The sequence below is a fragment of the Sphingobium xenophagum genome, from assembly GCF_002288285.1.
In the GTDB taxonomy this organism is placed as follows: Bacteria; Pseudomonadota; Alphaproteobacteria; order Sphingomonadales; family Sphingomonadaceae; genus Sphingobium; species Sphingobium xenophagum.
The window spans coordinates 95,110-120,780 of the sequence record NZ_CP022747.1; the positions used below are offsets into that span (position 1 = coordinate 95,110).

Consider the following 25,671-nt stretch of genomic DNA (forward strand, 5'->3'; position numbering starts at 1 on the left):
AAAAACCGGGCGGTGCCAACCAGATTTCGCCCGCCATTCTAAGGAGAGCGAAATATAGCGATGAGCACGATTACCGACGCTTCCCCCGACACGCGGTCCTTTGAGGCCGATGTCGCCAGGCTGCTGCACCTCATGGTGCACTCCGTCTATTCGGACAAGGATGTCTTCCTTCGCGAACTGGTGTCCAACGCCGCCGACGCCTGCGAAAAGCTGCGCTACGAAGCGATAGCCGCGCCGGCACTGCTGGGAGACGACCCTCAGCCGCGGATCATGATCACGCTCGATCCCGATGCGCGCCAGTTGACCATTGAGGACAATGGCATCGGCATGACCCAGGCCGAAATGGCCGAGGCGCTCGGCACGATCGCCCGCTCAGGCACCAAGGCCTTCATGGAACAGATCGCCGCCAAGAAGGATGGCGAGGGCGGCCAGCTCATCGGCCAGTTTGGCGTCGGCTTCTATTCCGCCTTCATGGTCGCAGACAAGGTCGACGTGCTATCGCGCCGCGCTGGCGAGGAGGGTGCTGGCCTGTGGACGTCGGATGGTTTGGGCACCTACTCAATCGGGGATGCTGATCCGGCCGAGGCTCCGGCGCGCGGAACGCGCGTCATTCTTCATCTCAAGGAAGATGCGGCCGACTATACCCGGCGCTTCAGCGTGGAGCCCAAGATCAAGGCGCAGTCGGGCCATGTCCCGGTCCCGATCGTCCTCAAGGACAAGCCCGATGCGGAGCCGGCGCAGATTGCCGATGGAGCGGCGCTGTGGACGCGGTCCAAGTCCGAGATCAGCGAGGAAGACTATACTGACTTCTATAGGACCAACGCCGGACAGTTCGACACGCCGGCACTGACGCTGCACTACCGCGCCGAGGGCGTGCACGAATATAATGTGCTCGCTTTTGTGCCTGAGATGCGACCCTTCGACCTGTTCGACCCCGATCGGGCGGGGCGGATGAAGCTCTATGTCCGCCGGGTGTTCATCACGGGCGAGGCGCAGATCCTGCCCCGCTACCTGCGCTTTGTGCGCGGACTGGTCGACTCGCAGGACTTGCCGCTCAACGTCTCGCGCGAGATGATCCAGGAGAGCCCGGTTCTGGCCGCCATCCAGAAGGGTGTGTCCAACCGCGTGCTGAGCGAATTGGAAAAGCTCTCGAACAGCGATGGCGACAAGTATCTCAAGATCTGGGATAATTTCGGGTCCGTCCTGAAGGAGGGTCTCTACGAGGATTACGCCCGGCGCGAGACGCTGCTGGGGCTCGCCCGCTTCAAGACCAGCACGTCGAACAATGAATGGCGTTCGCTCAAGGACTATGCTGCCGATCTGAAAGAGAACCAGACCGCCATCTATTATGCGGTGGGTTCCGACATCGAGCGGCTCGCCTCCTCGCCGCAGCTCGAAGGCTTCCGCGCGCGCGGCATCGAAGTGCTCCTGCTTACCGATCAGATCGACGGCTTCTGGGTGACCGGAGCGCCGGATTTCGAAGGCAAGCCGTTCAAGTCGGTGACGCAGGGGATGTCGGATCTGGGTCTCATCCCCCTTGCCGATGGAGAACAGCCGCCGGCGGAAACATCGGACGAGGTCGCCGGCTTCATCGACTTCGTCAAGGCGACGTTGGGCGACGTGGTGTCCGATGTCCGCGCGTCGGAACGGCTGACCGACAGCCCTGTCTGCCTGGTCGCGCCCGAACATGGCATGGACCGTCAGATGGAGCGGCTCCTGGCGGGCGCGGGGCAGCTTGCGCAGGTGAGCAAGCCGGTCCTCGAGATCAATCCCCGGCATGCGCTCGTTACCCGGCTCAGCGCGGTAGGCGCAGAGCAGGCGGATCTGCGCGAGGATGCAGCGCATCTGCTGTTCGACGAGGCCCGCATCGCCGACGGGGAACTGCCGCTCGATCCGCGCGCCTTTTCTGAACGGCTTGGCCGGGTCCTGCTCCGCGGCAGCGGCCCGATCTGAAGGCCCGGTTGGGGCGTCTCTCAGCCGGCCGCTCATGCCAAGGTAAGATTTACTGCCCGGGTCCGCTTCGCAGTGGGTCCGGGCCATACCGCATTCTTCGGCTCCCGCCCCCTGCTGATGTATAGAACATCAAATCTCTATATTCACAGCCTCTATCGACAGATGGTACATGTATGAGCGAGGCATGATGCCTCTGCGGGCGCAAGGCTGATCTCGCAGGGAGCTGGCCCGACGGAATCCAAAAGGGCCGGCACGCATTATGATCATCGCAGCGATCGTCATCATTTCCCTGATCCTGATGGTGCTGTTCTTCGCCGTGACCGTGGCCGGAGGCCGCGCCCATGATCGGCAGAACAGGGAAGCGGCGCGTCGAGCTGACCAGCAGCCCAGTGCGGCCGGGGATCGCCGGTCATGACGTGTCGCTCTCTGGCTGTCTCGCGCCGAGCGCCGCTGTGCGTAAGCGGGCCGGTGTGACGCGGGGGCGGGCAGCCAGCAATGTCCAGGTCAAGGCTGGCTTCGGGCCCAATTTCAAACGCAACACGGCTTTGCGCGGCCATGGCGCGGCCTAAAGTGTCCTGTCCGCCACGGGCAGATATTCTGGCGCTCGTCGATGGCGCGGGCCGGCTTCCCGTTCGTGTGACGCCCAATGCCTCCGCCGATGCTATCACCCTGGCGACCGCGGACGGTATCTTGCATGTCCGGACGACAGCGACGCCTGAAGGTGGCAAGGCCAACGAGGCCGTGCTCAAGCTTTTGGCAGCAGCGCTCGGTCAACCGGTTTCTGCACTGGAACTGCTGCGCGGATCGACGGGCCGAAACAAGATCGTCCGGGTGATCTAGCTCCGCGCGGGGCTGCAGCGGGGCGCGGCGAGTAAATTCGCCAAATCCTTTCACGGGCTGGAAAAAAGGGTATGACAGCCACCTTTGGCGCGGTCGGGACAGGATACGGGGTTGGCGGAAATGATGGGGAATAAGAGCACGGCCGTTGGCACGCTGCGGCGGAAGAATAACGGGCTCATTGCCGGTCTGATCTTGGGGCTGGCTTTCTTCCTGATCAGTACCTGGCTTGCCTATTCGAATATCCAGGCGCTGCGCGAGGCCGACAAGGCCATTCGTCATACCCATGAAGTCCTGATCGCACTCGACGAAGTTCTTTCCACCGCCAAAGACGCAGAGACGGGCCAGCGCGGCTATCTGCTGACCGGGACCAACGCTTATCTCGAGCCCTACCGGACCGCAGTCGCCGCCTTGCCCGCGCGGCTCGCGGCGCTGAAGGCGCTGACCGCCGACAATCCGGTGCAGCAAGCGAGCCTGGGACCGCTCAACCGCCATATCGATGCCAAGTTGGCTGAATTGCGCGAGACGATCGAATTGCGGCGCACGCAGGGCCTGACCGCTGCCATGGGGATCGTGACAAGCGACCGCGGCAAGGGCGAGATGGACGCTATCCGCGCCCAGCTTGACGGCATGGCTCGCGAGGAAGTGCGCCTGCGGGAAGAGCGCATGGGCGACATGACGGACGCGGCGCGCGCGGCGATCACCAGTGGCGTTGTTTCGGGTCTGCTGGGCTCCGCACTCACCATCGCGATCTTCGTGCTGCTGCTCCGTAATGGACGGGCGCGCGCGGGGCAGGAATGGCTGCAGTCCGGCGAAGTCGGCCTCTCCGAGGCGATGCGCGGGGACAAGTCCGTCGAACAGCTTGGCGAGGACATCTTGGCGTTCCTGGCCGAGCATACAGGGCTCTCGGGCGGCGCCCTGTTCAAGGGCGAGAGCGGCCACTTTAGGCGGGCGGCCGTGGTCGGGGTTCCGGCCGACGCCAATATGCCCTCCTCCTTCAACATCAAGGAGGGTTTGCTGGGCAAGGTCGCAGTCGATGGCAAGGCGCTGGTCCTGGAAGACGTGCCGGAGGGCTATCTGACGATCGGCTCGGCTTTCGGTCGCGACAAGCCGCGCCATCTGGTCATCGTACCGGCCAAGGCGGACGCGCAGGTCAATGCGGTCCTGGAGCTCGGCTTCTTCAAGCCGGTCGATCCCTTGGTGCTCGATCTCCTGGAGCGTGTCTCGCCGGCGATCGGCATCGCCCTGCGCTCGGCGCGCTTCCGGGCCCGGCTCCAGGACGCGCTCGAGGAAACGCAGCGCCAGGCCGGCGAGCTTCAGGCCCAGAGCGAGGAACTGCGCGTCTCCAACGAAGAACTCGAAGAGCAGGGGCGGGCGCTACGGGAATCCCAGGTTCGTCTGGAGCAGCAGCAGGTCGAACTCGAACAGACCAACAGCCAGCTTGAGGAACAGGCGCAGACGCTGGAAACCCAGCGGGACGAACTTGAGCGGGCCGGCGCGGCGCTGGGCGCCAAGGCGCACGAACTTGAGCAGGCCAGCCAGTATAAGTCGGATTTCCTGGCCAATATGAGCCACGAATTGCGCACGCCGCTCAATTCGCTGCTGATCCTCTCCAAGCTGCTGGGAGACAATTCGCAGGGCAACCTCTCCGACGAGCAGATCAAATATGCCAATACGATCGAGTCTTCTGGCAATGACCTGCTGACCCTCATCAACGACATTCTTGATCTGTCCAAGATCGAGGCAGGGCACATCGAGATCCGTCCCGAAACCGTCGCGCTGCAGCGGCTGACGGGCGACCTGCGGCGGACCTTCGACCCGCTTGCCGAGAAGAAGGGCCTTGGTTTCGACATCAGGCTTTCCGATGACTGTGCCCGCACGATCGAGAGCGACCGGATGCGGCTCGAGCAGATCCTCAAGAATCTCCTGTCCAACGCCTTCAAATTCACCGAGCGCGGACAGGTGAGCCTCGCCATTGAGCGCGTGGATGATGAGTCCATCCGCTTCGCCGTCAGCGACACGGGCATCGGCATTTCGGCGGAGCAGCAGGCCTCGATCTTCGAGGCCTTCCACCAGGCCGACGCGACGATCAGCCGGAAATTCGGCGGGACGGGCCTTGGCCTTTCCATCTCTCGCGAGCTCGCGCGCCTACTCGGCGGCCGGATTGCGCTGGAGAGCCGCCCTGGCGAAGGCAGCACCTTCACGCTCACCATTCCACTGGCCTATGAGACCGTCGCCCAGCCGACCCGGCGGCGTTCCGACCCGGGTCCCGCGCCGGTCGCGGCGGCCCCCGCCATCCCCCTGCGTCCGGCGCCCGCGTCATCGGCATGGAGCCTGGAAGACGACCGGGCGAGCCTGACCGAGGGCAACCGGGTCCTGCTCGTCATCGAAGATGATGCGGTGTTCGCACAGATCGTGTGCGAGCTTTCACGCGAACTCGGCTTCCAATGCGTCATCGCCGGCAATGCGGAGGACGCGATCAAACATGCTCACGAGTTCAAGCCGAGCGCGATTGTTCTCGACCTGGGTCTGCCGGACCAGTCCGGGCTTACCGTCCTTGACCGGCTGAAGCATGACGATGAAACGCGCCATATTCCGATCCATGTGATTTCGGCGGCCGACCAGAGCCAGACCGCGCTGTCGCTCGGTGCGGTCGGCTACCACATCAAGCCGGTCAAGCGCGAAGAACTCGCGCAGGTGCTCGAGGGCCTGCAGGCGAAGCTTGCCTCGCGCATGCGCCGGGTCCTCATCGTCGAGGACGATGCGGTTCAGCGCGACGCAGTGGGTAAGCTTTTGGGCTCGGACGATGTCGAGACGATCGGCGTGGGCACGGCCGCCGAATGCCTGGAACAGCTGCGGCGCGAGACGTTCGACTGCATGGTGCTAGACCTGACCCTGCCGGACACCTCGGGGTTCGATCTGCTGGAAACGCTGAGCCAGGAGGGCGATCATGGCTTCCCGCCGGTCATCGTCTATACCGGGCACGACCTCTCCGCCGACGACGAGCAGCGGCTGCGGCGCTATTCGAGTTCGATCATCATCAAGGGCGCCAAATCCCCTGAGCGGTTGCTCGACGAGGTTTCCCTGTTCCTCCACCAGGTCGTCTCCGAGCTGCCGCCCGAGCGGCGGCGCATGATCGAAAAGGCGCGTCACCGCGATGCCGCGCTCGAGGGTCGGCGCATCCTCATCGTCGAGGATGATGTCCGTAACGTCTATTCCCTGTCGAGCGTGCTCGAGCCGCGCGGCGCGATCGTCCAGATCGCCCGCAACGGGCAGGAGGCGATCGATGCGCTCGCCCAAGCCGGGGACGATGTGAAGAAGGCCGTCGACCTTGTGCTCATGGACGTCATGATGCCGGTCATGGACGGGCTGACCGCGACGCGCGAGATCCGGGCCGATCCGCGCTGGACGAAGCTGCCGATCGTGATGCTGACCGCGCAGGCCATGCCGGACGATCAGCAACGCTGCCTGGAAGCGGGCGCCAACGACTATATGGCCAAGCCCATAGACGTCGATAAACTTTTGTCGTTGGTGCGCGTCTGGATGCCCCGATGAGGAGATCTCGGTGACAGGCGGCCTCGAGGATCTGGAGATCGGCCTCCTGCTGGAGGCGCTCTACCAGCGCTATCATTATGATTTTCGCCCCTATGCGCGCGCCTCGATCAAGCGGCGCCTGGTGCAGGCGCGGAGCCAGTTGGGCTTTGCGAGTTTTTCGGCGATGCAGGAAAGCCTGCTCCATGAAGAACAGACGCTACCGCGCCTGCTCAATTACCTGACCGTGCAGGTCAGCGAGATGTTTCGTGACCCGGCCTACTATAAGGCGCTGCGCGAACGCGTTATCCCGCACCTCAGAACCTATCCCTCGCTCAAGGTCTGGGTGGCGGGCTGCAGCAATGGCGAGGAGCTCTATTCGCTTTCCATCCTCTTCCGCGAGGAGGGGCTCGGCGCGCGGACGATCTTCTATGCGACCGATATCAATCCCGATGCCTTACGGGCGGCGCAGGCGGGAATCTATCCGCTCGACCAGATGCAGAAATATACGGCCAATCACCAGAAGTCGGGCGCGCGCTCGTCGCTGTCGGACTATTATACGGCCGATTACGGGCATGCCGTGTTCGACAAGACACTCAGGAGCCAGGTCGTCTTTTCCGACCATAGCCTGGTGACCGACGCGGTGTTTGCGGAGATGCATCTCATCTCGTGCCGCAACGTGCTCATCTATTTCGATCGCGAGCTCCAGGATCGCGCCATCGGACTGTTCCGCGATTCCCTCGCCCGTAAGGGATTTCTGGGGCTCGGCTCGAAGGAGAGCCTGCGCTTTTCCCGGCACGCGGCGGCCTTTGCCGATTTCGATACAGCAGAGAAGATCTATCAGCGGGTGGACGGATGAGCCGGGATCCGATCAGGGCGGTCGTCATCGGCGCCTCGGTCGGCGCGGTGCAGGTCCTGCTGGAAATCCTGCCCGCGCTCCCGCCAACGTTCCCCGTCCCGATCTTCATCGTCGTGCATATCCCGCCGGATCGCACCAACGCCCTCACCACCCTTTTCGCGGATCGCTGCGGGCTGCCAGTCAAGGAGGCGGAAGACAAGGAGACTCCTGTCCCGGGCACGGTCTATTTCGCGCCGGCCGATTATCATCTGCTGATAGAACAGGATGGGCGCGTGGCCCTGGCGATGGACGAGCCGGTTCATCATTCGCGGCCAGCGATCGACGTCCTCTTCGAGACCGCGGCCGACGCCTTCGGCCCCAATCTCGTCGCCATCGTTCTGACCGGTGCGAACGAGGATGGCGCCGCGGGCCTGCGAGCCGTCGGGGAGGCGGGCGGCCTGACCCTTGTCGAAGACCCGACTTGTGCTTCGAGTTCCACCATGCCGGCCGCCGCGCTTGCGGCGTGGCCCCAAGCGCGGACTCAGGATGTGCCCGGCATCCTCGCTTACCTTCAGACCCTGGTGGCTCCATGACGAGTGAGAACCCTCTGCCTAACTGCCTTCTGGTCGATGACCTGGAAGAAAATCTTCTGGCGCTCGAGGCGCTTCTGGGCGACCAGGGTGTGTCGATCCTCAAGGCCCGATCCGGGGAGGAGGCGCTCGAGCTTCTTCTCCAGCACGACGTGGCGCTCGCCCTGCTCGACGTACAGATGCCCGGCATGGACGGCTTCGAGCTTGCCGAGTTCATGCGCGCAAGCGAGCGGGCGCGTGATGTTCCGATCATCTTCCTGACCGCGGGCAGCGCCGACCAGCAACGCCGCTTCCGGGGCTATGAGGCGGGCGCGGTGGACTTCCTCCAGAAGCCGATCGAGGCCGATATCCTTCGCTCCAAGGCGCGCATCTTCTTCGACCTCTATCGTCAGCGCCAGAAGATCGGGGCGCAGCGTGATGCGCTTGAGGAGCTGACCGGTGTGCTGCAGACCGCAGATCGCCGCAAGAATGAGTTTCTGGCGGTTCTCGCCCATGAATTGCGCAATCCCATCATGGCAATGGGGGCGGGGCTGCACCTGATGGAACGCAGGCCCGATCCCGAGACCGCCACGATGGTGCGCGGGCAAATGAGCAAATATGTGCGGCATCTCGGCAGCCTGGTCGAGGACCTGCTCGACATCGCACGCATCGACCAAGGCAAGATCGCGCTCAAGAAGGAGCGTCTGCTGCTCCAGGACTTGCTTAGCTTTGCCGTCGAAGGATCACGCCATCACATCGACGCAGCCAGCCATGAGCTGATCCAGGATGTCGCGCCTGAGCCGATCTGGCTGGAGGCCGATCATGCCCGGCTTGCGCAGGTCGTCGGCAATCTCCTCACCAACGCCGCCAAATACACGCCTGCGGGCGGAGAAATTCGTCTCTCCGCGAGGCGCGAGGAGGATCAGGTCCGCATCGAGGTCGCCGATACGGGCGTCGGCATCCCGGCCGAGATGCAGGCCCGGATCTTCGATCTGTTTGCCCAGATCGATGGGTCCAACCAGCGCACGCAGGAAGGACTTGGGATCGGACTCGCGCTCGTCAAACAGCTGGTCGAGCTCCACGGCGGGACGATCGCGCTCAAGCGTAGCGCGCCGGGAGAGGGCAGCGTGTTCGAGGTCGTATTGCCGCTCTGAGGCGGGCCGCGACCTCTACGGTCCATCGTCCCCAGGCTCGGCCACTCCTGTTGTTCGCTCCTTTTCGAACCCGTGCATGCCCCACCACCACTGCAGCGCGATGATCGCGCCTTTGGCGGGCTGCAGCAGGCCGAGAAGCAGAACAAGCGCCAGCGGTACAATGATTGCCATCATCGCGGTGACCGAGAGCGCGAAATCGCGGGCCAGCGCGATGATGAGGGGCGCCATGAGGTGACCTGTGACGATGATCGCCACATAGGCCGGGAAATCGTCCGCGCGTTGATGGCTCCAGTCCTGGCCGCAGTGCGCGCAGATGGTCACAGGTTTGAGGAATCGGTGGAATAGGTGCGCGTCGCCGCACCTTGGACAGCGGCCGCGCACGCCGCGTAGCGCGGCGGTACCCAGCGTTTCGGGCAGAGCGCAGTCTCGACGCTTCGGCCCGATGAACTGGGCAGGCGGGGCGCCGGCCGGACGATCACGGCGATCGAATGGCGTTCGGGTGAAATCAGGCAAGATCATCTCGCTGCTATCGAAGAGAGAGGCAAGGCTGGACGGCAGACAGCCCCAGGAATCATATGGCTTTTACACTCAAATGTGAAGGCGCAGTTATGATGTATAAAACACCATTCCGACGTCCGAAGTGTGCGGTCGAACTTGCTTATAACGGCGAGCCGAGAGCCTGCGCTGCGTCGCCCAGGTCCGCCTCCGCGATGACATAGCTGTCGCCCTCTCCGGCAAAGAAGAGGTTCAGTTGCGCCTCGCTCCGGGCTTCTGGCGTGGGACCATGGTGCGCCTCGTCCCAATGCGCCTCGACGAAGCTCCACAAGGCCGCGCTGGCCGCTGGCTGATCGTCATAGATGCCTACCTTCTCCGTCCCCTGGAAGACGATCACCAATACCGTAGCCAGCACAGCCTTCTTCGCCCTTGAACCGTTGCCTTTCATGGGATTCCGCACGAACCCGCGACGCTTCAGGCACCCCGTGCGGCTTTCATTCACGCTCCGGGCAAGATGGGCAAAGAATGAGCGGGTTCAACAGGCTGAATTAAGACCATTTTGGAGCTAAACCATTTGCCAATATGCTTGTGCTAGGAAGTGTCGAACGCGCGGGAACAGGTGTCGTCTCAAGCGCGTACTGGACATGGCAAGAAAGACATAGAGACTCATGGCGCAGTTGACGCAGATGGAAATTGCCAATTGGCTTGCGATTTACGTTGGCGTCGGCCTGTGCTGCGCGCTCGCGGTTTCGCTGTCGGTCGCCGTGCTTCTCGGACAGCTGGTTCAAGAGCGTGCCTGGCGCCAGATCCACGATGTGCGTGGAGCGGCATTGTTCCTGCCGCGGACCTGGTGGCGCTGGCAGAAACTCTATTTGCTGTCGACGCCGGTCACCTTGTGCATCGTGGCGTGGTTTGCCGCGACGCTCCGCTGGTCCTGAGCAGAGGGGCGCGCTAGCCGCATCACAATTGTCAGATGCGCCGGACTCACAGGCCTAAGGCGGTTCGCACGATATCCGGTACGGCACCGCTTTCGAGCGCGTCGGGCCCCAGGCTTATCAGCGGCGCGATCGTCTCGAGGCGCGGATGGATGGCGGCTTTCACCGCCAGATAGTTCTCGTCGAGCGGGCTCTGCGCCGCAACGACCAGCTGCCGGATCTCGCCGGTCTCTCTCGATAGCGCTTCAAGCAGGAAGTCGGGCCGACACGGGCCTTGCGGGGTCAACTGGTCGAAGAGCGGCTTTTCGATCACCAGGTCGATGCCGAGACGATCGAGCGCGCGTCGCGCGTCGAGCAGGCTGCGATAAAGAGATCGCTCGAATTCGGAGGCAACCGGGACGAAACGCTGGCCTGACACGATGGGCTGCGCATAGGCGCGCAGCGCTGCATAGCCGTCGGCTTCGGGATATTCACCGACCACGACCAGCACCAGGTAAGGACCTTTGATCGGGTTGCCGCGGATCGATGGCGACTGCACCCGATTGGCGAGCACCAGCGGCTCGGCGCCCGCGACATGGATGGTCGCACCCTGCACCGCCGTTGCGTAGAGCGCGAGGAACGCCTGCGGTGCGTGACCCGGTGGCCACTGATGGGATAGCGCGCGCAGGCCTGCGAAAACGCGATTGCTGTGAAAGGGACGGGCGTGTGTCCATAAGGCGCGGCCTAGCTCGATGCCGGGTGCAAGCTCGATCCGCGCGGCTGCCGCGCTCAAGGCTCTGAATTCTTTCGCAATGGAGCGTTCGGGCGGCTCCGCCCCAAGCGGCGGCGTGCGCTGGACACCGGCCAGGGTCATAAGCCGCCAGAGAAGGCGGGCGAGACGCGGCACCGTCGCATTGCGCGTCCTGTCGTCAATGCTGTCGGCCTGCGGCTTCTGCGCGAGCTTCTCAGGGGCTGGGCGCAGCACTTCGAAATAGCCTTCCGGGGATCGGCCGGTGAATGGGGCGTGCGGATCTCCGAAATGCGATTGGTCGCCTGCTCGCGGAAGAAGGGGCATTGCGGACGATGCTCGGGCCGGTCGGCGCCCGTCAGGCGCCGCAGATAATAGGTTTCAGCTTCTGACAGAAAGGCAGGGGTCAGGACCGGCGGCCGGGTGTCGGGCCCCAGGCAGTCGCATGCGATCCACTTGGCGCCGATCCGAGCTTGCTGGACAAGCGCGATCCCTGCCTCTTCATCGCCGCGCGAGCCTTCGCCCATATACCAGCGCACCAGTGCGGATCGCACCAGGTCGGGAAGGGGGATGCGACGACCTTTCTGTCCGTCGCCCTGCCGGTCGATAAGCCACATGGAGGAGCCCTTTTGGAGCGCAATGGGCAAAGTCTGACCAGGCACCGCGGGATTGACAACGGGATTTGGGTTGACCTCCACTCGGGCAAGGACAGGTTTCGGGAGGTTTTATGAAGACCGCGCTCCTTACTGCACCGCTGCTCACCATCACCCTCGCAGCCCCGCTTGCCGCCGCCAGCACGCAAGGTTCGCCGCGCACCGTTCAGCTCATCACGATGGGCGTGCCGGCGCCGCCACGCCTGCCGGCCGCTGCGGGCCCAGATGGCACAGACCGCCCGGACAAGCCGGCGGTGGACGAAGGAGCACCACCCGCCGCGGCACGTCCAGCCGCACTTCCAGCCTCGTTCAGCGTCCATGATCTCAGCCGCAAATGGGTGCAGTTCCAGATGGCGCAGACTTATGGGCAAGCGGCCGTGGCCACCGGCGAGACCTCGCCGGTCGACGTGTCGGCTTCCGGGGCGGCGCCGCCGGTTGCGGCCCCGCCCGGCGTTTCTGCCGAGCCGACGCTGGAGTGGATACCCGTTCCTGCGTGGATGCGCGGCGGACTGGCCTTTGCCAGCGCCGCAACCCGCTACACGCCAGGATGCTATGCCGCAGGCTATCGGCCAGCCGGCTTTCTCAGTGCGCAGGCGGAGACCCGCCGGGCGGGCTATTACGGAATGATGAGCGCGATCGCGTGCCAATATGGCATCCCGGTCGGCCTTTTCGACGCCATGATCATTCGGGAAAGCCGCTACAATGACCGGGCCGTTTCGCCGAAAAACGCCTATGGATTGACGCAGCTCATGCCCGGCACGGCCGCGGGGCTGGGCGTAGATCGCTACGATATCGAGCAGAATCTGCACGGCGGCGCGCGCTATCTGCGCAGCCAGCTCGATCGCTTCGGTCAGGTCCATCTGGCGTTGGCGGCCTATAATGCCGGGCCGGGACGGGTGCGGGGCGGCCAGGTGCCGCGCATCGCTGAGACCCGGGCCTATGTCGACGACATTCTCCTCAACTGGCGGCGCCTTAGCGGCTTCACGCGGACGGCCAGTGTCACCGGCCCATCGTTACCGCCGGCTCCAACATCTCCGCGTTTCAATGGACGCAGCGCGGTCGTTTCGCGCTTCTGAGGCGAGACCCGAGGCACCCAGGTCGGTGCGAACCGCGCGGACGGCGTCCGACGATCAATCCAGGCGGAAGCTCTGCTCCATGCGGGCGCGACGCTCGATGATCGCTATGACCTCGCGTACCACCCGGTCAACGACGCCGTCGCGCAAGGGACCTGCCCATTCGCGGCGGATTTCGGTGCCATCCATGCCTTCCACTTCGTTGAGCGCATGGACAAGCGAGAGCGGCAGGCTCGCGAACACCTCGGAAATCATCTGCATCATCGTAGAGAATCGGCCGTCATGGAGAAGATCCAGATCGCGAAGAGTTTCGACACCGAGAACGGCCTGGATGAACCCGATTTGAAGGACATGAAGGATCGTCTGAAACTCGACGAGCGTCATGCTCTCACGGGTGGAAGGATCGGCGGTGGGCCGCAGAAGATTAGACAGGCGGTTACGTCTGATGCCGGTCTTGAGCGCCAGTTTCCGCACGCTCACATTTTGATCCGACATCGCCTGAAGAATGTAAGGAATATAGTCCCTGAAGGGGATCGCAGCGCTCTCTTCAGCGGACTTGCTTTCGTCCGTCGAGGAAGGTGCCCCGCTGCTGGCAAGGGATGTCATGAACCGGCCCCCTGATCCTGCTCCGTAAGAGCACCAAATCACAGCGGGAAACGCTTTGCAACAACCTCTGAGCTGAATTTCTTTATAGGTATCGGCTAAGCCATTGGAACGGATGGACTTACCTGTTGCGAATCGCTCGCAATTTTTCCGGTGGCCTGGGTAGGCGGTAAATCGAGCCCCTGTTCGCGCAGCTTCGCTACGACGGCCTTCGCCTTCTGCTCGACGATATAGTCGAACAGGAGAAGCGACAGCATGTCGCCGGCGGACATGCCCTGCCCGAGTTGCTTGGCCAGAATATGCTGGGCCTCGCTGAGGTTCTCGGCGCTGCTCGCGGTAACGCGCAGTTTGATACGAATGCCGCCTTCGGTGGGGATCTTGTCCAGATGCGAGCGAAGCACATCGGAATCATGATCCATGGCCGCGGCGGAGGCGGCGCGCGCATTCACCAGCGTCGCGAGCGTCTGGTAAGAATGGGTTTCGTTCGAGCGGAGCCGCACGCTTTCGGTGGTGAGGCGGAAGAAGTGCTCGGAAATATCGATGCTGACCTGTCGGGGAAAACCCACTCCCGCCGCGTCCTGTCCCTGTGACGTTTTGTAACCCTGCCCCACTCGACCCCCCTGGAGTGCCGGATCCCGCGTCCTTGCTACGGGCACGAACCTCATGCCGATTCCACGGTAGAACTTAACCGTTAACCAATCTTATCGCAAATTTTCGCGAGTCGCGCGGGTGGCTCGGATTTCGGGCCAGCGTGGCGCGCGCTGTTGACCGCCCTGGTCTGCCCGGCGAGCCACCCCGGCCCGCAGCGCGTACCGAAGCGGTTCGCGCGCAGCGCCAAGCGACTCGGGCGGGAAGAAAAATTCATGCCTCCCGCAACGCGCCGAGCCGGGGAAGGTTGCCCGGCCGGCGAGCGAGGGGACAGCCTTCGATTGGGCGCGGAACCGCCGCGTCTCAATCGGAAGGAAATGCTCATGCAACAGGTACTGAAGCATGGCGGCCGGGCGGAGCTTGCGATCCTCGTGATCGCGGCGCTGGCCTTCGCGCTGCTCATGTTTGCCGGACCGGCCTTCGCCGGCGCCGACACCACCTTCGACACCGCGCTCACCAAGTTCACCGACTTCCTCGAGGGATCGGGCGGCAAGATCATCACCGTGCTCAGCCTCGCCGGCGGCGTGGTGGCGCTCGCCTCGGGCCGCTTCTCGATGGGTCAGATCGCCATCCCGGTGGGCGTCGGCGTGGGTGCCGGCACCGGCGTGCCGATCGTCACCTCGACTGTCACCGCAACGATCTGACGTGGTTCGGGCCGGCGGCGTAGCAGCGCCGGCGGTCCAAATGGAGGGTGGTGCGATGTCTGCGGACAAATATGTCATTCCAACTCATCTGGATGATCCAGAACTGATCGGGCTGTGGACCCTGGATGAGTTCCTCGCGATGGTGATTCCGTTCACCTGGGGGATCCTGTCTCAGCATATCCTTATCGGCATTTTGCTCGCTGGAGCAGGCTGGTGGGGCTTGAAGCGCGCTAAGGCGGGACGGGCGGCATCCTGGCTGCTGCACATGGCCTATTGGCATCTTCCGGCCGGGTTTACCGGCATGAAGGCGACACCGCCCTCCTACCTTCGACTGATGGCCGGCTGACATGGAGATCGCCAACAGCCACGCGCAAAGCCAGCGCGTTCTCAAGCAGCGCAACCTCTTCGTCGCCATCGCCGGCGTGCTCGCAGCGCTTACCGCCATCCTCTTCCTGATGGTTGCGACCCGGGATCGGGAGATTGTCTTGCAACCGATCCTGCGGTCGCCGCTCACAGTCAGCAGCGCCGGGGTCAGCCGCGAGTATCTCGAGATGGTTACCCGCGATGCCGCGGTGCTGACCCTCGATCGATCGCCCAGCAACCTGGAATACTGGATGAAGTCGGTTCTCGATATCACGGCGCCAAGCGCACAGGGGCGGCTCAAGGCGGACCTTCTCAAGATCGTCAACGAGCAGCGCGGTTCCTCGATCGCGCAGTTCTTCGCGATCCAGTCGATGAAGCTCGATCCGGACAATCTGACCTCGGACGTGACGGGCGACCTGCACACGATCGTAGGCAGCAAGGTCATCTCCAAGGACCGCCGGACCTTCCGCTTCAAATGGAAATATTCGGGCGTCTCGCTGCAGCTCGTCGGCTTCGGGATGGTGTCCAAAGCCGAGGAAGGAGATCAATGATGAGTGCTATCGCCATCGGCAGCACGGCTGCCGGCGCCGCCTTGTGCTCCCGATATTATTGCCACGCGAGCCGTTTCATGGGCGCGGGTTTGGTCGCGGTCGGCCTGCTCCTGATCGCCGAGCCCGCCTGGGCGGATCAGACGATCATGGCGTCCGACAGCAGCCAGGTCGACTGCCAGGCGTCGGCCAAGGACCTGACCCGCATCAGCCTCGTCGAGGACGAGTTCGCCAGCGTCTCGAAGATCTCCACCGGCAATCCGACGGACGATTTCAGCGTCGTCAACGAACCGGTGCGCGGCGACATCTATCTGTCGGTACCCGAGGGTTTCGGGCGGCCCGCGCTCTCCTTCTTCGGCACGACCAAGCGCGGCTATGTCTACAAGTTCGTTTGCCGCATTGGCGGCGAGCAGGCGGCGCAGGTCTTCGTTTCGAATCCGGCGATCGCGAAAGATCGGTCGGGTGAGGCGGTCGCCGCCACGATCAATGCCGGCCCGCAGGATGCAGCCGTCGAACTCGTTCAGGCGATGTATTCCAACAGCATAGTCGATGGCTACGAGATGCGGCAGCGCACTTTGCGCCCGGTCTTCGTCGGCGGGCTCAAAGTCCAGATGATCGCGGAATATCGGGGGCAGGAGCTTACCGGCAAGGTTCTGCGCATCGAGAATATGAGTAACGCGCCGATCGCGCTCAACGAAGGCGCGGTCGCGCCGCGCAGCGCGCTCGCCGTCTCCATCGCCGAGTCGACGCTCGCGCCCGGCAAGGTCACCACGGCCTATCTCGTCTCGCAGATCGGGAGGTAGTCATATGGCACTCGCGGACATTTTCTCGCGCACCCGTCGAACCCTGGACGGTCCCGATGAAGAGACAGAGAATGTTTCTCCCGTAACCGGCGAAATCGGCAGCAACGAGGCGACCCGCAAGAAGCAGCGGTTGCTGCTCGCGGGCGTTGCCGGCGCGGGGCTGGTGCTCTCTTCCTTCTGGATCTTCGGGGGCAACGACAAGGACGCGGCCGAAGACGACGACGGCGAAAAGGTCGAGGTGTCGACCAAGGATCTCGTGAACCGCAACCTCTCCCAACAGGAGTGGATGGGGATGTCCGAGAACCAGTTCCAGTCGATGGAAAACCAGCTGAAGTCGGTGAATGCGCAGCAGAACCGCGTCGACGCACTGGCAGCCCAGGTCGAAGCGCTGAAAGGGCAGAACCAGGCCCTTCAGGCTGATGGCCAGCGGGTCTTCTCCGCCTACCAGGCCGAGAACGAACGGCTCAAGCGCGAGGCGGCGCAGCAGCGGGCGGCACCGCCGCCCCAGCCTGGACCAGCCGCGCTCTACGGACCGGGCGGGACCCAGGCCTATCGGCGGCCCGATGGCACGCCGGGGGCAACCGGGCCCGCCGGCGCGCCGATGGGCGGCGCGGAGGTCAAGATGGTGAACTTCCAGACCGCCGAAACCGGCAATGCCTCGCGCGTTGCCAAGGGCAACACGGTCTACACCGACAGCGTCAATTACCTGCCGCCCAACAGCTTCGCGTCTGCCAAAGTGATCGTTGGCGTCGATGCAAGTGCCGGCGTCAACAGCCAGTCCGATCCGCTTCCGGTCGTGCTGCGCGTGACGGGCCCTGCGCGCAGCGTCTTCCAGAACGGACGCCTGCTCACCACCAAGATCGAGGGCTGCCTCATCAACGGGGCGGCGCGCGGCGACCTTTCGGCCGAGAAGGTCTACGTCAAACTGCAAAAGATGACCTGTCCGCAGCCCGGCGGCCGCTATGCGGTTTCGGAGGTCAAGGGCTTCATCGCCTTCGGCGGCAAAACCGGGGTGCGCGGCCGGGTGGTCTCGCGCGAAGGCGGGCTGGTGACGCAGGCCTTCATTGCCGGCCTCTTCGGTGGTTTTGGCCGCGGCTTCTCCGCAAACGCCAATTCGGTGTTCCAGGGCACCAACATCACCACAAACGGCAAGCGCGACAAACTCTCGGCGGGCGAGATCCTGGAGGGTGGCTTCGGGGAAGGCGTCGCCCAGACCGGCGACATGGTCTCGAAATATCTGATCGAGCGCGCCGAACAATATCAGCCGGTGATCGAGATGCCGACCGGCATCGATGTCGAAATCGTCTTCTTGGAGGGTGTCTATGTCCGTAACTGATCGCCTTCGCGCCGCTGCTGCGCGCACGCCCTGGAGCTTTGGCCTCGTCGCCCTGCCGGTAGTCGGACTAGGCGCTGCAGCCATTGCTGCCGCCGCCGTGCCGACCGAAGACAGCCAGGTCGCCGGCCTGCTCAAGGTACGGCTGCCCAAGACCGAGATCAGCGCTGTCAACTGCGCCAAGGTCGCAGGGCTGTGCGAAGTGACCGCCGGCGCCAACCTCTTCTATGTCGATCGAGGCGCCCGCTATCTCGTCATCGGCCGGGTCTACGACATGGAAACGCGGCAGGACGTGACGGCCGCACGCCTCCTGGAGATGAACCCCGACATGCTGGTCGGCGGCGCGGCCAAGGCCAATGCGACGGCCGCCCTCGACGGCGAGGCGGAAGCTTCTCCCGTCGCACCGACAGCCGGCGCGCGCCGTGTCTCAGTGCCGGTGCGGCCGGCCACGCTGTCGCTCGCGGGGCTGCCCCGCGACGGAGCGATCGTCTGGGGCAACAAGGCATCGAGCCAGTCGGTCACGGTCTTTACCGATTTTCGCTGCGGCTACTGCCGCGCGCTTACCAGCGTGCTGCGCAGCATGGACGTCAAGGTCATCGAACGGCCCATTTCGGTCTTGGGCAGCCGGGATCTGGCCGACCGCGTCTATTGCGCCAAGAACCGGGAAGAGGCGCTCCACGCCGCCTATTCCGGTGCGCCCTTCGAAAGCGGCGGCAAATGCGACACGCGCGGTCTCGACGCCAACGAGCAGTTCGCCCGCAGTCATGGACTGAGCGGGACCCCGGTGATCGTCCGCAGCGACGGCGCGATGCTTGAGGGCTACCGACCCAAGGACGTGCTCGAAGCGTGGCTGAAGGGAGCCAAGTCGTGAAGGGCCGCGCCACTCGCTGGCATGCTGGCCTAGCGCTCGCCGTCCTGCCAGTCATGGGGGGCTGCGCCTCGTTCGGCAGCAATATCGCGGGGAGTTTTTCCTGCCCTGCGCCGGACGGAATTTGTGCGCCGTCGTCATCGATCGACGACCGGGCACTGGCCCTTATCACAGCTGAAGCGCCGGACGCCGTGCCGTCAGCGGCGGGACCCTATCGCGATCCCGACATGGGAGGGGGGAAAGCCGCCCGGACAGCGGTGGCAAGCCCGCGGCGCATGCCGGTGTCGGTCGGAGAGGCGGGCCGCACACAGGAGAAAGTGCTGCGGATCGTCTTCCAGCCCTATATCGACGAGCGCGGCCGGTTGCACGAGGCGAGTGCCGTCCATGCCGTGGTTGCGCAAGGCGAGTGGCAGCAGCAGGCTATCGCGGACGCGTCTGGCCTCTCCTCCCGCAATGAGCGCGCCGCGGCCTATGCGGGCGAGACGCTCGCCGACGCGGTCGATCGGGCCGAGACGGAGCGCTTCTCCCCCGCCGAAGGCCTGCCTGACCCGGCGGCTGTCGCTGCTGCGCGGGCGCGTGCGACATCAGATCCGGTTGCCAGCATCAAGAGCGCTGTCGCGGCCCGGCTTTCGCCAAAGCCGGATGCGCGGGCGCGGCGCAAGGTCGCAGCGACACCCGCGCAACCCGTGAGCGCTGCGGCCCCGTCTGCCGAACCGACTGCTCCTCCCGCGGCAGCGGCTGCACCGCCGGCACGCGCGGTCCCGTCCGTCCCGCAGGCTGCGGCAGTCCCTGGCGCTCCCGCCAAGACGGCCGCTGGCGCGGAAGCGGCGGCGCGGGTGAAAGCCGATAGCCGGTACCAGGCGGTGGCGTCGCAGGCACAGGATGGTGCGCGGGCAGCGGCCACGGGCGCGCAGGCGCCCGACTTGCGGCCGGTGCTCAAGCCCACGGTGAATTCGGCCGCATTCCCCGGCGCCGTCGCGGAGGAGAACTGACATGGCGAAAGGCGGCTTTTTCGACAGCATGCTCTCGGGGCTCTTCGGCGATGCGGCGCGTCCCGATGATGACCGGCCCGCGCTCGGCGTTCCCATGCTGGCGCACTGGCTGCCCTATCGCAGTTATGATCCCAAGACGGGGATCTTCTACAACAGCGCCTCGCGCGGTTTCGTGATCGAGGCCGCTCCAATGGTGGGCGCTGACGAGCGCACCGCGGAGATCATCACGCAGTTCCTGTCCGAAGGCATTCCCGCGCCGGGCTGCATCCAGTTCCATCAGTGGATGAGCCCGCGCGTGGGGGAGGCGCTGAGCAAATGGTATCTGCCGCGCTATGCCGCACGCGGCGTCTACGAACGGATGGCCAAGCACCGGGTCGATTTCCTCAGCGACGGCGTATGGCAGTCGCTCTCGAAGGACGCGCCCTTTTGCCTGCGCCATCACCGCGTGGCGATCTCCTATTCGACGCCCGAGAGCTCGTCGGTGTCCGATGACGACATCGTCTCGGTCATGGAGGGCCTCGTCTCCGCGCTGGCTTCGGTGGGGGTCACGACCCGGCGCATGGATCCGGTCGCGCTGATCGCCTGGATCGACGACATCACCTCACCGACCACGGCTGCCGGCGAGGACGTCGTCAGCTACAATCCCTTCGATCCCATCGCCGACCAGGCCATTCGCCGCGACATCGAGCTCCGGGTCGAACCCGACCGGATGCTGCTGCGCACCGAGCGGTTCCGACCGACCGGCAAGGTCCACGAAGGGGCCCCGGAGATCGGCGAAATTTATCCCGATGTCTTCGACGTGCGCTCCTTCTCGGTGCGCAACCTGCCCAATCGCTGGGCGCCCTGGGACATGGCGAAGCTCGTGGGCGACATGTTCACCGACAAGCTGCGCATGCCGTGCCCGGTCGCGACGAACCTGTGCGTTGAATATCCGGACACCCAGGCCTCGTCGAACAAGGCGAGTTTCAAGTTCATGCGGACGACGAGTCTCGCCGATTCCAAGTCCGCGCGTTTCCTGCCGCAGCTGCGCGACCAGAGCCAGGAGTGGCGCTTCGTCAACGACGAGATCCGGCAGGGCCGCAAGCTCGTGCGGGTGTTCTTTTCGGTCACGTCCTTCTCGCCCAAGGGGCGCGGCGACGCCAACGAACGCGTGCTCAAATCCGTCTACCGCGCGGCGGGCTGGGACCTGCTCGACGACCGCTACCTGCAGGTGATGGGCCTGCTCTGCGCCATGCCCATGACGATGGCCAACGGCCTGTCGCGCGATCTCGAGCGGATGAAGCGCATGCGCACTCTGCTCACCACCACCGCAGCCAATCTCGCGCCGCTGCAGGGCGAATATCTGGGCGGCCATGTGCCACATCTCCTGATGGTGGGACGGCGCGGCCAGCCCTTCTTCTGGTCACCCTTCGAAAACGCGGCGGGCAACCATAATGTCGCGGTCTTCGGCAAATCGGGATCGGGCAAGTCGGTGGCCTTGCAGGAGCTGTGCGCTTCGCTGTGCGGCGCTGGCGCGAAGGTGGTCGTGATCGACGATGGCCGCTCCTTCGAGCATTCGGCCAAATTGCAGGGCGGCGCCTTCGTCGAATTCACCATGAGCTCTGGCTTCTGCCTCAATCCCTTCTCGATGATCGACGAGGCCCAGGCGGCGGAGGACGAGGACTATCTGCTCGACTGCATGGCGATGCTCAAGGCCATCGTGAACCAGATGTCGCGCCACATCGACCGTCTCAACGATACCGAGCGCGGCCTCATCGATGGCGCGGTCAACACGGTTTGGGAGGCGCACGGCCGAAGAGGATCGATCGACCTTGTGATCGAGGCGCTCGATGCAACCGGCAACGCGCTCGCGCACGACCTCGGTATTGCTATGCGCCCCTTCTCGGCGGCGGGCACCTACGGCCGGTTCTTCCAGGGGGAGGTCAGCTTCGAACTGAAGGCGCAGCTCACCGTCTTCGAGCTCTCGGATCTCTCCGCGCGCGAAGAACTGCGCAGCGTGGTTCTCACCGCCATCATGTTCATGTCGCAGCAGGTGATGCGCAAGGTCGATCGCGCAATCCCCAAGGCACTGCTGCTGGATGAAGCCTGGCAGCTGCTGCGCGGCGGGGCCATGGCCGACTTCATCGAGACCTATGCGCGCACCTGCCGCAAATATGGCGCCTCGCTCGTCACCGCCACGCAGTCGCTCAACGACTATTACAAGTCGGCGGGGTCAATCGCAGCGCTGGAGAACAGCGACTGGTTCGTCATTCTGCAGCAGAAGCCGGAAACGATAGCCGATTTCAAGAAGCATGATCGCTTCGAGATGGACGATTATACCGATGCGCTGCTGCGCTCCTTGAAGCGCAACGGCTTCGAATATTCGGACATCATGATCAAGGGACCCGAGACGCTGGCGGTTGGTCGCCTGGTTCTGGATCCCTATTCGGCCACATTGTTTTCCTCGAGCCCGCAGACCTTCGCCCGGATAGAGGCGCTGATCGGCGAGGGTCTCAGCATGGACGAGGCGATCGAGCGCATCGCCTTTCCCGACAATCCCGAGAAATGGGCGGCGAACGCGGAGAGTGATCCCGACGTCGCAATCGCCGCGGAGTAGGCCCGGTGGCAACGATCCCGAGCGAAGAGACGCTTAAGCCCGGCCCATCGGCGGCGACTACCCCGTGCATCCGGCTCGACCTGCGCACGATCCTCTATTGGTATCTCCACCTTTTCGGTTTCACCCTGTCGTCGCTGCTGATCAGCTGGGGACTGTTCTTCCTCTTCTTCCTGGCGATCGGCGGCTTCTCGATCGACGGCATGATGCACCAGCTGGCCAATATGGCGAGCCGCTACGTCGCCGCGGACCCAGCGCGCATCGCATCGTTCAAGCAGGTGCTGGCCTGCGCGCAGCTTCTCCTGGCCGGCGCGATCATCGTGCTGCGCCGACATCTCATCATTCCGCGTCATGTGTCTGAAGGGAACCGTTCCCATGGCTGAGCAGGCTGAACTCGATCTTCCTCCCGTCCCCGCGCCGTCGGGCAAAGCCACGCGCTCGCGCCGCCGGGCCCTCTTCGCAGGATTGACCCGCTGGCAGATGCTGGGCGGGCTCCTGCTGCTCGCGTCGCTCGTCTGGGCGATGTGGGTGACCCGGCAGGTGAGTGCCCGGCCCGATCATATCGTCTCGGTCAAGCTCTCCGAACTGGTCGGAGAATATGTCGAGGCGCAGCGCTACTCGGCATCGCCACCTGAGCGGGTCAAGGCCGAGATGCAGGCCTTCATGGCATCGCTCGACAAGGAGCTTGCGCGTCGCAGCGCCCATGGCGACGTCATCCTCGTCGGCGAGGCTGTGCTCAGCAAGAATGTCGATGACATCACGGAAACGGTGAAGAAGGCGGTCTACGCCTCGGGCGTGCCGATACCCAAGCGGATAACGGCCGACGAGCTGCAGCGCCTGCAGCAAATGAGCCTGCAGGCCGCGCCCGAGATGCCCGTGCCGCAGGATCCGCGGACGGCCGCGCCGGCGAGCGCCGCACAAGCCACCGCCCAACCGGTTCCATCCGTCCTTCCCCCGGCCGTTGGTGCCCAGGGAGCCACCGTGTCGAGCTTTGGAGCGCCCGATGTCGGCCCTGCTCAGTGACAAGGGCGAAACCCCGATGGTGCCGGCGCACCCCGCAACGGCCTGGCGACCGCGCAAGCATCTCTGGGCAGCGCTGGGGCTCCTGTCGGTCGGCACAGTGGTTCTGGGCGCGATCGCGGATTGGCGCGATCGTCATGCCTTCCTCATCAACGCGAGCGAATCCCTGCCGAACTGGGCGTTCCTCATCGATCGGGGCCGACTGCCGGGCCGCGGTGACTATGTCTTCTTCGACCCGCCCGCGACCGCTCTCGTGCATCGCCATTTCGGAGCGCGGCCCGCTATGTTCGGCAAGCTGGTTTATGGTCTCCCCGGCGATGTCGTTTCCCATAGCGGGAACGACGTCCTGATCGGCGGCCGCATGGTGGCGCGCATGAAGCGAGCCTCGCGCCTGGGCGAGCTGTTGACGCCCGGCGCGACCGGGCCGATCCCGGCGGGCTGCTATTTTGTCGGGACGCCGCACAAGGACGGGTTCGACAGCCGCTATGCCGACATCGGATTCGTCTGCGCGCGCCAGATTATCGGGACCGGGGAGCCGCTACTATGAGGCGCACCATCCTGCTGGCGGTGACGACCGCATGCCTGGGCGGCACGACCCTGCTTCTTGCCGGCTCCGCCAGCGAGGCGCGCGACTATGGAACGGCAGGGCAGGCCTTTCCGATCATCGAGCCTGACCTGCTCGCGACGATCGAGGCGCGGCTGCGCCGTGCCGAAGCGAGCGGCGAACTGGCGCGAACCAACGCGCTTTTCGCCAAGCGGGTCGAGGCCAAGGTGCGCCGGCCAGATCCCGTCGCCGGTATCTCGCCGGCCCAGGAGACGCGCAGCTGGGATTTCGATCCCTCGGTTCGCATCGACCACGATGTCCGCGACCAGAAGGGAAATATGATCGCAAAGGCGGGTCAAAAGGTGAACCCGCTCGATTTCGTCGGCATTCATCAGGATCTTGTCTTCGTCGATGGGGACAATGCCGAGCAGCTGGCTTGGGCCTGCGGCAAATATAGCGACATGAAGGCGAAGATCATCTTCGTGAAGGGATCGCCGATCGAGGCGATGTCGCAGCGCAAGCGGCGCTTCTATTTCGACCAGGAGGGCAAGCTCACCGGCCGCTTCGGCATCGAGCACACGCCCGCCGTCGTCAGCCAGGCGGGCCGCGTGATGCGGGTCACCGAACATGCGCTCAAGGGGAGGGCGGGCTGATGCCCTTGTGGCTCGACCTCCTGCGCACGCCGATGGCCGCGCCCGAGACAAGCGACCTGCGCCGCATGCGCCGGACGTGGCAGGCGTTGTGCATCCTTCTCGCGCTCGTGGTCGGGGGGGTCGGCCCGCTGCGCCAATGGGTCGGCCGCCCGGCCGTCGCGGCGGTGGCCCTCGCGCTGCTCGTCGCCACGGCGCTCTACACAGCGCTGTATCTGGCTCGCAAGCAGCGCGCTGACACAGCCTATCTCGATCAATTGGGAGAGCGAGAATGACGCGCGGTCTTCGATCCCTGCTCGGCGCTGTGTCGCTTCTCCTGACGCTGGTGCTTTTTGCGGCGCCAGCGCAAGCGGCCGGACCGACCTGCAACGGCAAGTTCGTCAATCCGATCACCGACGTCTGCTGGTCGTGCCTCTTTCCCCTGTCGGTGGGCGGCCTCAAGATCTGGCCGAGCGGCCGGCCCGATACCAGCAATCCCGCCTCGCCGGTCTGCGCCTGCGCGGATCCGTTGCCGCGCATTGGCATTGCCGTCGGTTTCTGGGAGCCGGCTCGCCTCGCTGATGTGACGATGAAGCCGTGGTGCTTCCCCAACCTGGGCGGTATCCGTATCGCCCCCGGGTTCGATATCGGGCAGGGCTATCTTGCCGGTCCCTCGATGGTCGGCGGGCGGTCGCAAAGCACGGCCAAGTGGCATGTGCACTGGTATGTGTATCCGCTACTCTATTGGATGGAGATCCTGACCGACTTCGTCTGCTTCGAGCAGGCGAGCTTCGACATCGCCTATATGACCGAGATCGATCCGCTCTGGCAGGACGATGCCCTCACCACGCTGATCAACCCCGAGGCGATCATCTTCGCCAATCCGATTGCTCAGGCCGCCTGCGCGGGTGACTGCATTGCCGGAACGGTCAACCTACCGCTCGATCCGCTCTTCTGGTGCGCGGGCTGCCAGGGTTCGATGTACCCGCTCAACGGCAATGTCCCGGCCTCGATCGGCCATGTGCAGTCGTCGCGGCTGGCGGTCTCCCGCTTCGCCTACAAGATGCACCGCGAGGCGCTGGCCTGGGGGACGATGGGCTCGAAGGGCTTGTGCAAGAAGTACCTCATGCCGATCATGCGCAAGCAGCAATATCGTTTCCAGATGGTCAATCCGATCCCGACCGTGAGCGGGAGGTTCGCCTGCTCCGCAATCGGGGCTTCCACGATGCCGCCCGATGCGGGTCGCGCCTATCCCGCCGGCGGCGAGGACATGGGCTACCTCGTCTGGCGCAAGCGCAACTGTTGTGTCCTGTAGGGA

At 64.5% G+C, this 25,671-nt stretch carries 27 protein-coding genes and 1 pseudogene; 23 read left to right on the forward strand and 5 right to left on the reverse strand.

Annotated elements, in window-relative coordinates; genetic code table 11:
* Nucleotides 1-60 precede the first annotated feature (60 nt).
* The 7 genes from htpG (at nt 61) to CJD35_RS18515 (ending at nt 8,882) form a co-directional block, all read left to right on the forward strand.
* The gene (gene htpG / locus CJD35_RS18490) at nt 61-1,953 is read left to right on the forward strand and encodes a molecular chaperone HtpG (RefSeq protein WP_095687379.1); all 1,893 of its coding nucleotides are present in this window, start codon (nt 61-63) and stop codon (nt 1,951-1,953) included.
* A 259-nt stretch (nt 1,954-2,212) separates the two neighbouring features.
* Entirely contained in the window at nt 2,213-2,368 is a 156-nt protein-coding gene (locus tag CJD35_RS22520) for a hypothetical protein (protein WP_157742339.1), read from the forward strand.
* A gap of 140 nt (nt 2,369-2,508) precedes the next feature.
* On the forward strand, nt 2,509-2,793 hold the full coding sequence (locus CJD35_RS18495) for a DUF167 domain-containing protein (protein WP_095687380.1): 285 nt from the start codon (nt 2,509-2,511) through the stop codon (nt 2,791-2,793).
* Between the two features lie 123 nt (nt 2,794-2,916).
* Nucleotides 2,917-6,345 (forward strand): response regulator, encoded by a 3,429-nt coding sequence (locus tag CJD35_RS18500; protein ID WP_095687490.1) that lies wholly within the window; start codon nt 2,917-2,919, stop codon nt 6,343-6,345.
* Nucleotides 6,346-6,355: 10 nt separating this feature from the next.
* Nucleotides 6,356-7,180, forward strand: coding sequence for a CheR family methyltransferase (locus CJD35_RS18505; protein ID WP_095687381.1), 825 nt, complete (start codon nt 6,356-6,358; stop codon nt 7,178-7,180).
* Nucleotides 7,177-7,752 carry a chemotaxis protein CheB gene (locus CJD35_RS18510; protein ID WP_095687382.1) on the forward strand — a complete coding sequence of 192 codons (576 nt, stop codon included), beginning with the start codon at nt 7,177-7,179 and terminating at the stop codon, nt 7,750-7,752. Before CJD35_RS18505 ends, CJD35_RS18510 begins: the two co-directional genes overlap by 4 nt.
* On the forward strand, nt 7,749-8,882 hold the full coding sequence (locus CJD35_RS18515; protein WP_095687383.1) for a hybrid sensor histidine kinase/response regulator: 1,134 nt from the start codon (nt 7,749-7,751) through the stop codon (nt 8,880-8,882). Before CJD35_RS18510 ends, CJD35_RS18515 begins: the two co-directional genes overlap by 4 nt.
* A 15-nt stretch (nt 8,883-8,897) precedes the next feature.
* Here CJD35_RS18515 and CJD35_RS18520 read toward each other — a convergent pair whose 3' ends face one another.
* Together CJD35_RS18520 and CJD35_RS18525 are read right to left on the reverse strand one after the other, a co-directional pair.
* A complete protein-coding gene (locus CJD35_RS18520) occupies nt 8,898-9,401 on the reverse strand; it encodes a DUF983 domain-containing protein (RefSeq protein WP_244917343.1) in 504 nt (167 codons plus the stop codon).
* A gap of 139 nt (nt 9,402-9,540) precedes the next feature.
* Nucleotides 9,541-9,879 (reverse strand): hypothetical protein, encoded by a 339-nt coding sequence (locus CJD35_RS18525; RefSeq protein ID WP_244917344.1) that lies wholly within the window; start codon nt 9,877-9,879, stop codon nt 9,541-9,543.
* A 166-nt stretch (nt 9,880-10,045) separates the two neighbouring features.
* Here CJD35_RS18525 and CJD35_RS18530 point away from each other — a divergent pair, with 166 nt between their 5' ends.
* The gene (locus CJD35_RS18530) at nt 10,046-10,315 is read left to right on the forward strand and encodes a hypothetical protein (RefSeq protein WP_095687384.1); all 270 of its coding nucleotides are present in this window, start codon (nt 10,046-10,048) and stop codon (nt 10,313-10,315) included.
* Nucleotides 10,316-10,361: 46 nt separating this feature from the next.
* Here CJD35_RS18530 and CJD35_RS18535 read toward each other — a convergent pair.
* Nucleotides 10,362-11,656 (reverse strand): annotated as a pseudogene (locus CJD35_RS18535) (hypothetical protein).
* Nucleotides 11,657-11,766: 110 nt separating this feature from the next.
* On the opposite strand from CJD35_RS18535, the gene CJD35_RS18540 reads away from it, so the two are divergent.
* Nucleotides 11,767-12,768 carry a lytic transglycosylase domain-containing protein gene (locus CJD35_RS18540; protein ID WP_095687385.1) on the forward strand — a complete coding sequence of 334 codons (1,002 nt, stop codon included), beginning with the start codon at nt 11,767-11,769 and terminating at the stop codon, nt 12,766-12,768.
* Nucleotides 12,769-12,822: 54 nt separating this feature from the next.
* Here CJD35_RS18540 and CJD35_RS18545 read toward each other — a convergent pair whose 3' ends face one another.
* Together CJD35_RS18545 and CJD35_RS18550 are read right to left on the reverse strand one after the other, a co-directional pair.
* Nucleotides 12,823-13,371, reverse strand: coding sequence for a hypothetical protein (locus tag CJD35_RS18545; protein WP_008832024.1), 549 nt, complete (start codon nt 13,369-13,371; stop codon nt 12,823-12,825).
* Between the two features lie 95 nt (nt 13,372-13,466).
* Nucleotides 13,467-13,979 carry a hypothetical protein gene (locus CJD35_RS18550; protein ID WP_095687386.1) on the reverse strand — a complete coding sequence of 171 codons (513 nt, stop codon included), beginning with the start codon at nt 13,977-13,979 and terminating at the stop codon, nt 13,467-13,469.
* 360 nt (nt 13,980-14,339) lie between these two features.
* On the opposite strand from CJD35_RS18550, the gene CJD35_RS18555 reads away from it, so the two are divergent.
* Genes CJD35_RS18555 through traU form a run of 14 tightly spaced genes read left to right on the forward strand, consistent with a single transcriptional unit; the run spans nt 14,340 to nt 25,668 of the window.
* Entirely contained in the window at nt 14,340-14,660 is a 321-nt protein-coding gene (locus CJD35_RS18555) for a TrbC/VirB2 family protein (protein WP_041380237.1), read from the forward strand.
* Nucleotides 14,661-14,715: 55 nt separating this feature from the next.
* Entirely contained in the window at nt 14,716-15,006 is a 291-nt protein-coding gene (gene traL, locus CJD35_RS18560) for a type IV conjugative transfer system protein TraL (RefSeq protein ID WP_008832027.1), read from the forward strand.
* 1 nt (nt 15,007) lies between these two features.
* The gene (locus CJD35_RS18565) at nt 15,008-15,574 is read left to right on the forward strand and encodes a type IV conjugative transfer system protein TraE (protein WP_095687387.1); all 567 of its coding nucleotides are present in this window, start codon (nt 15,008-15,010) and stop codon (nt 15,572-15,574) included.
* Nucleotides 15,571-16,374: a type-F conjugative transfer system secretin TraK gene (locus CJD35_RS18570; protein ID WP_095687388.1), complete on the forward strand. Its 804-nt coding sequence runs from the start codon at nt 15,571-15,573 to the stop codon at nt 16,372-16,374. The genes CJD35_RS18565 and CJD35_RS18570 overlap by 4 nt, the downstream gene beginning before the upstream one ends.
* Nucleotides 16,375-16,378: 4 nt before the next feature.
* On the forward strand, nt 16,379-17,710 hold the full coding sequence (locus tag CJD35_RS18575) for a TraB/VirB10 family protein (protein WP_095687389.1): 1,332 nt from the start codon (nt 16,379-16,381) through the stop codon (nt 17,708-17,710).
* A complete protein-coding gene (locus CJD35_RS18580) occupies nt 17,697-18,578 on the forward strand; it encodes a DsbC family protein (protein ID WP_095687390.1) in 882 nt (293 codons plus the stop codon). Before CJD35_RS18575 ends, CJD35_RS18580 begins: the two co-directional genes overlap by 14 nt.
* The gene (locus CJD35_RS18585) at nt 18,575-19,567 is read left to right on the forward strand and encodes a TraV family lipoprotein (RefSeq protein WP_095687391.1); all 993 of its coding nucleotides are present in this window, start codon (nt 18,575-18,577) and stop codon (nt 19,565-19,567) included. The genes CJD35_RS18580 and CJD35_RS18585 overlap by 4 nt, the downstream gene beginning before the upstream one ends.
* A gap of 1 nt (nt 19,568) precedes the next feature.
* Nucleotides 19,569-22,163 (forward strand): type IV secretion system protein TraC, encoded by a 2,595-nt coding sequence (traC, locus tag CJD35_RS18590; protein WP_095687392.1) that lies wholly within the window; start codon nt 19,569-19,571, stop codon nt 22,161-22,163.
* A 5-nt stretch (nt 22,164-22,168) separates the two neighbouring features.
* Nucleotides 22,169-22,543, forward strand: a complete 375-nt coding sequence (locus tag CJD35_RS18595) for a hypothetical protein (RefSeq protein WP_095687393.1) — start codon at nt 22,169-22,171, stop codon at nt 22,541-22,543.
* Entirely contained in the window at nt 22,536-23,183 is a 648-nt protein-coding gene (locus CJD35_RS18600) for a TrbI F-type domain-containing protein (protein WP_095687394.1), read from the forward strand. The genes CJD35_RS18595 and CJD35_RS18600 overlap by 8 nt, the downstream gene beginning before the upstream one ends.
* Nucleotides 23,164-23,727 (forward strand): S26 family signal peptidase, encoded by a 564-nt coding sequence (locus CJD35_RS18605; protein ID WP_174703674.1) that lies wholly within the window; start codon nt 23,164-23,166, stop codon nt 23,725-23,727. The genes CJD35_RS18600 and CJD35_RS18605 overlap by 20 nt, the downstream gene beginning before the upstream one ends.
* The gene (gene traW / locus CJD35_RS18610; RefSeq protein ID WP_095687395.1) at nt 23,724-24,377 is read left to right on the forward strand and encodes a type-F conjugative transfer system protein TraW; all 654 of its coding nucleotides are present in this window, start codon (nt 23,724-23,726) and stop codon (nt 24,375-24,377) included. The genes CJD35_RS18605 and traW overlap by 4 nt, the downstream gene beginning before the upstream one ends.
* Entirely contained in the window at nt 24,377-24,649 is a 273-nt protein-coding gene (locus CJD35_RS18615; RefSeq protein ID WP_095687396.1) for a hypothetical protein, read from the forward strand. The genes traW and CJD35_RS18615 overlap by 1 nt, the downstream gene beginning before the upstream one ends.
* Nucleotides 24,646-25,668, forward strand: coding sequence for a conjugal transfer pilus assembly protein TraU (traU, locus tag CJD35_RS18620; RefSeq protein WP_066701734.1), 1,023 nt, complete (start codon nt 24,646-24,648; stop codon nt 25,666-25,668). Before CJD35_RS18615 ends, traU begins: the two co-directional genes overlap by 4 nt.
* Nucleotides 25,669-25,671: the final 3 nt, after the last annotated feature.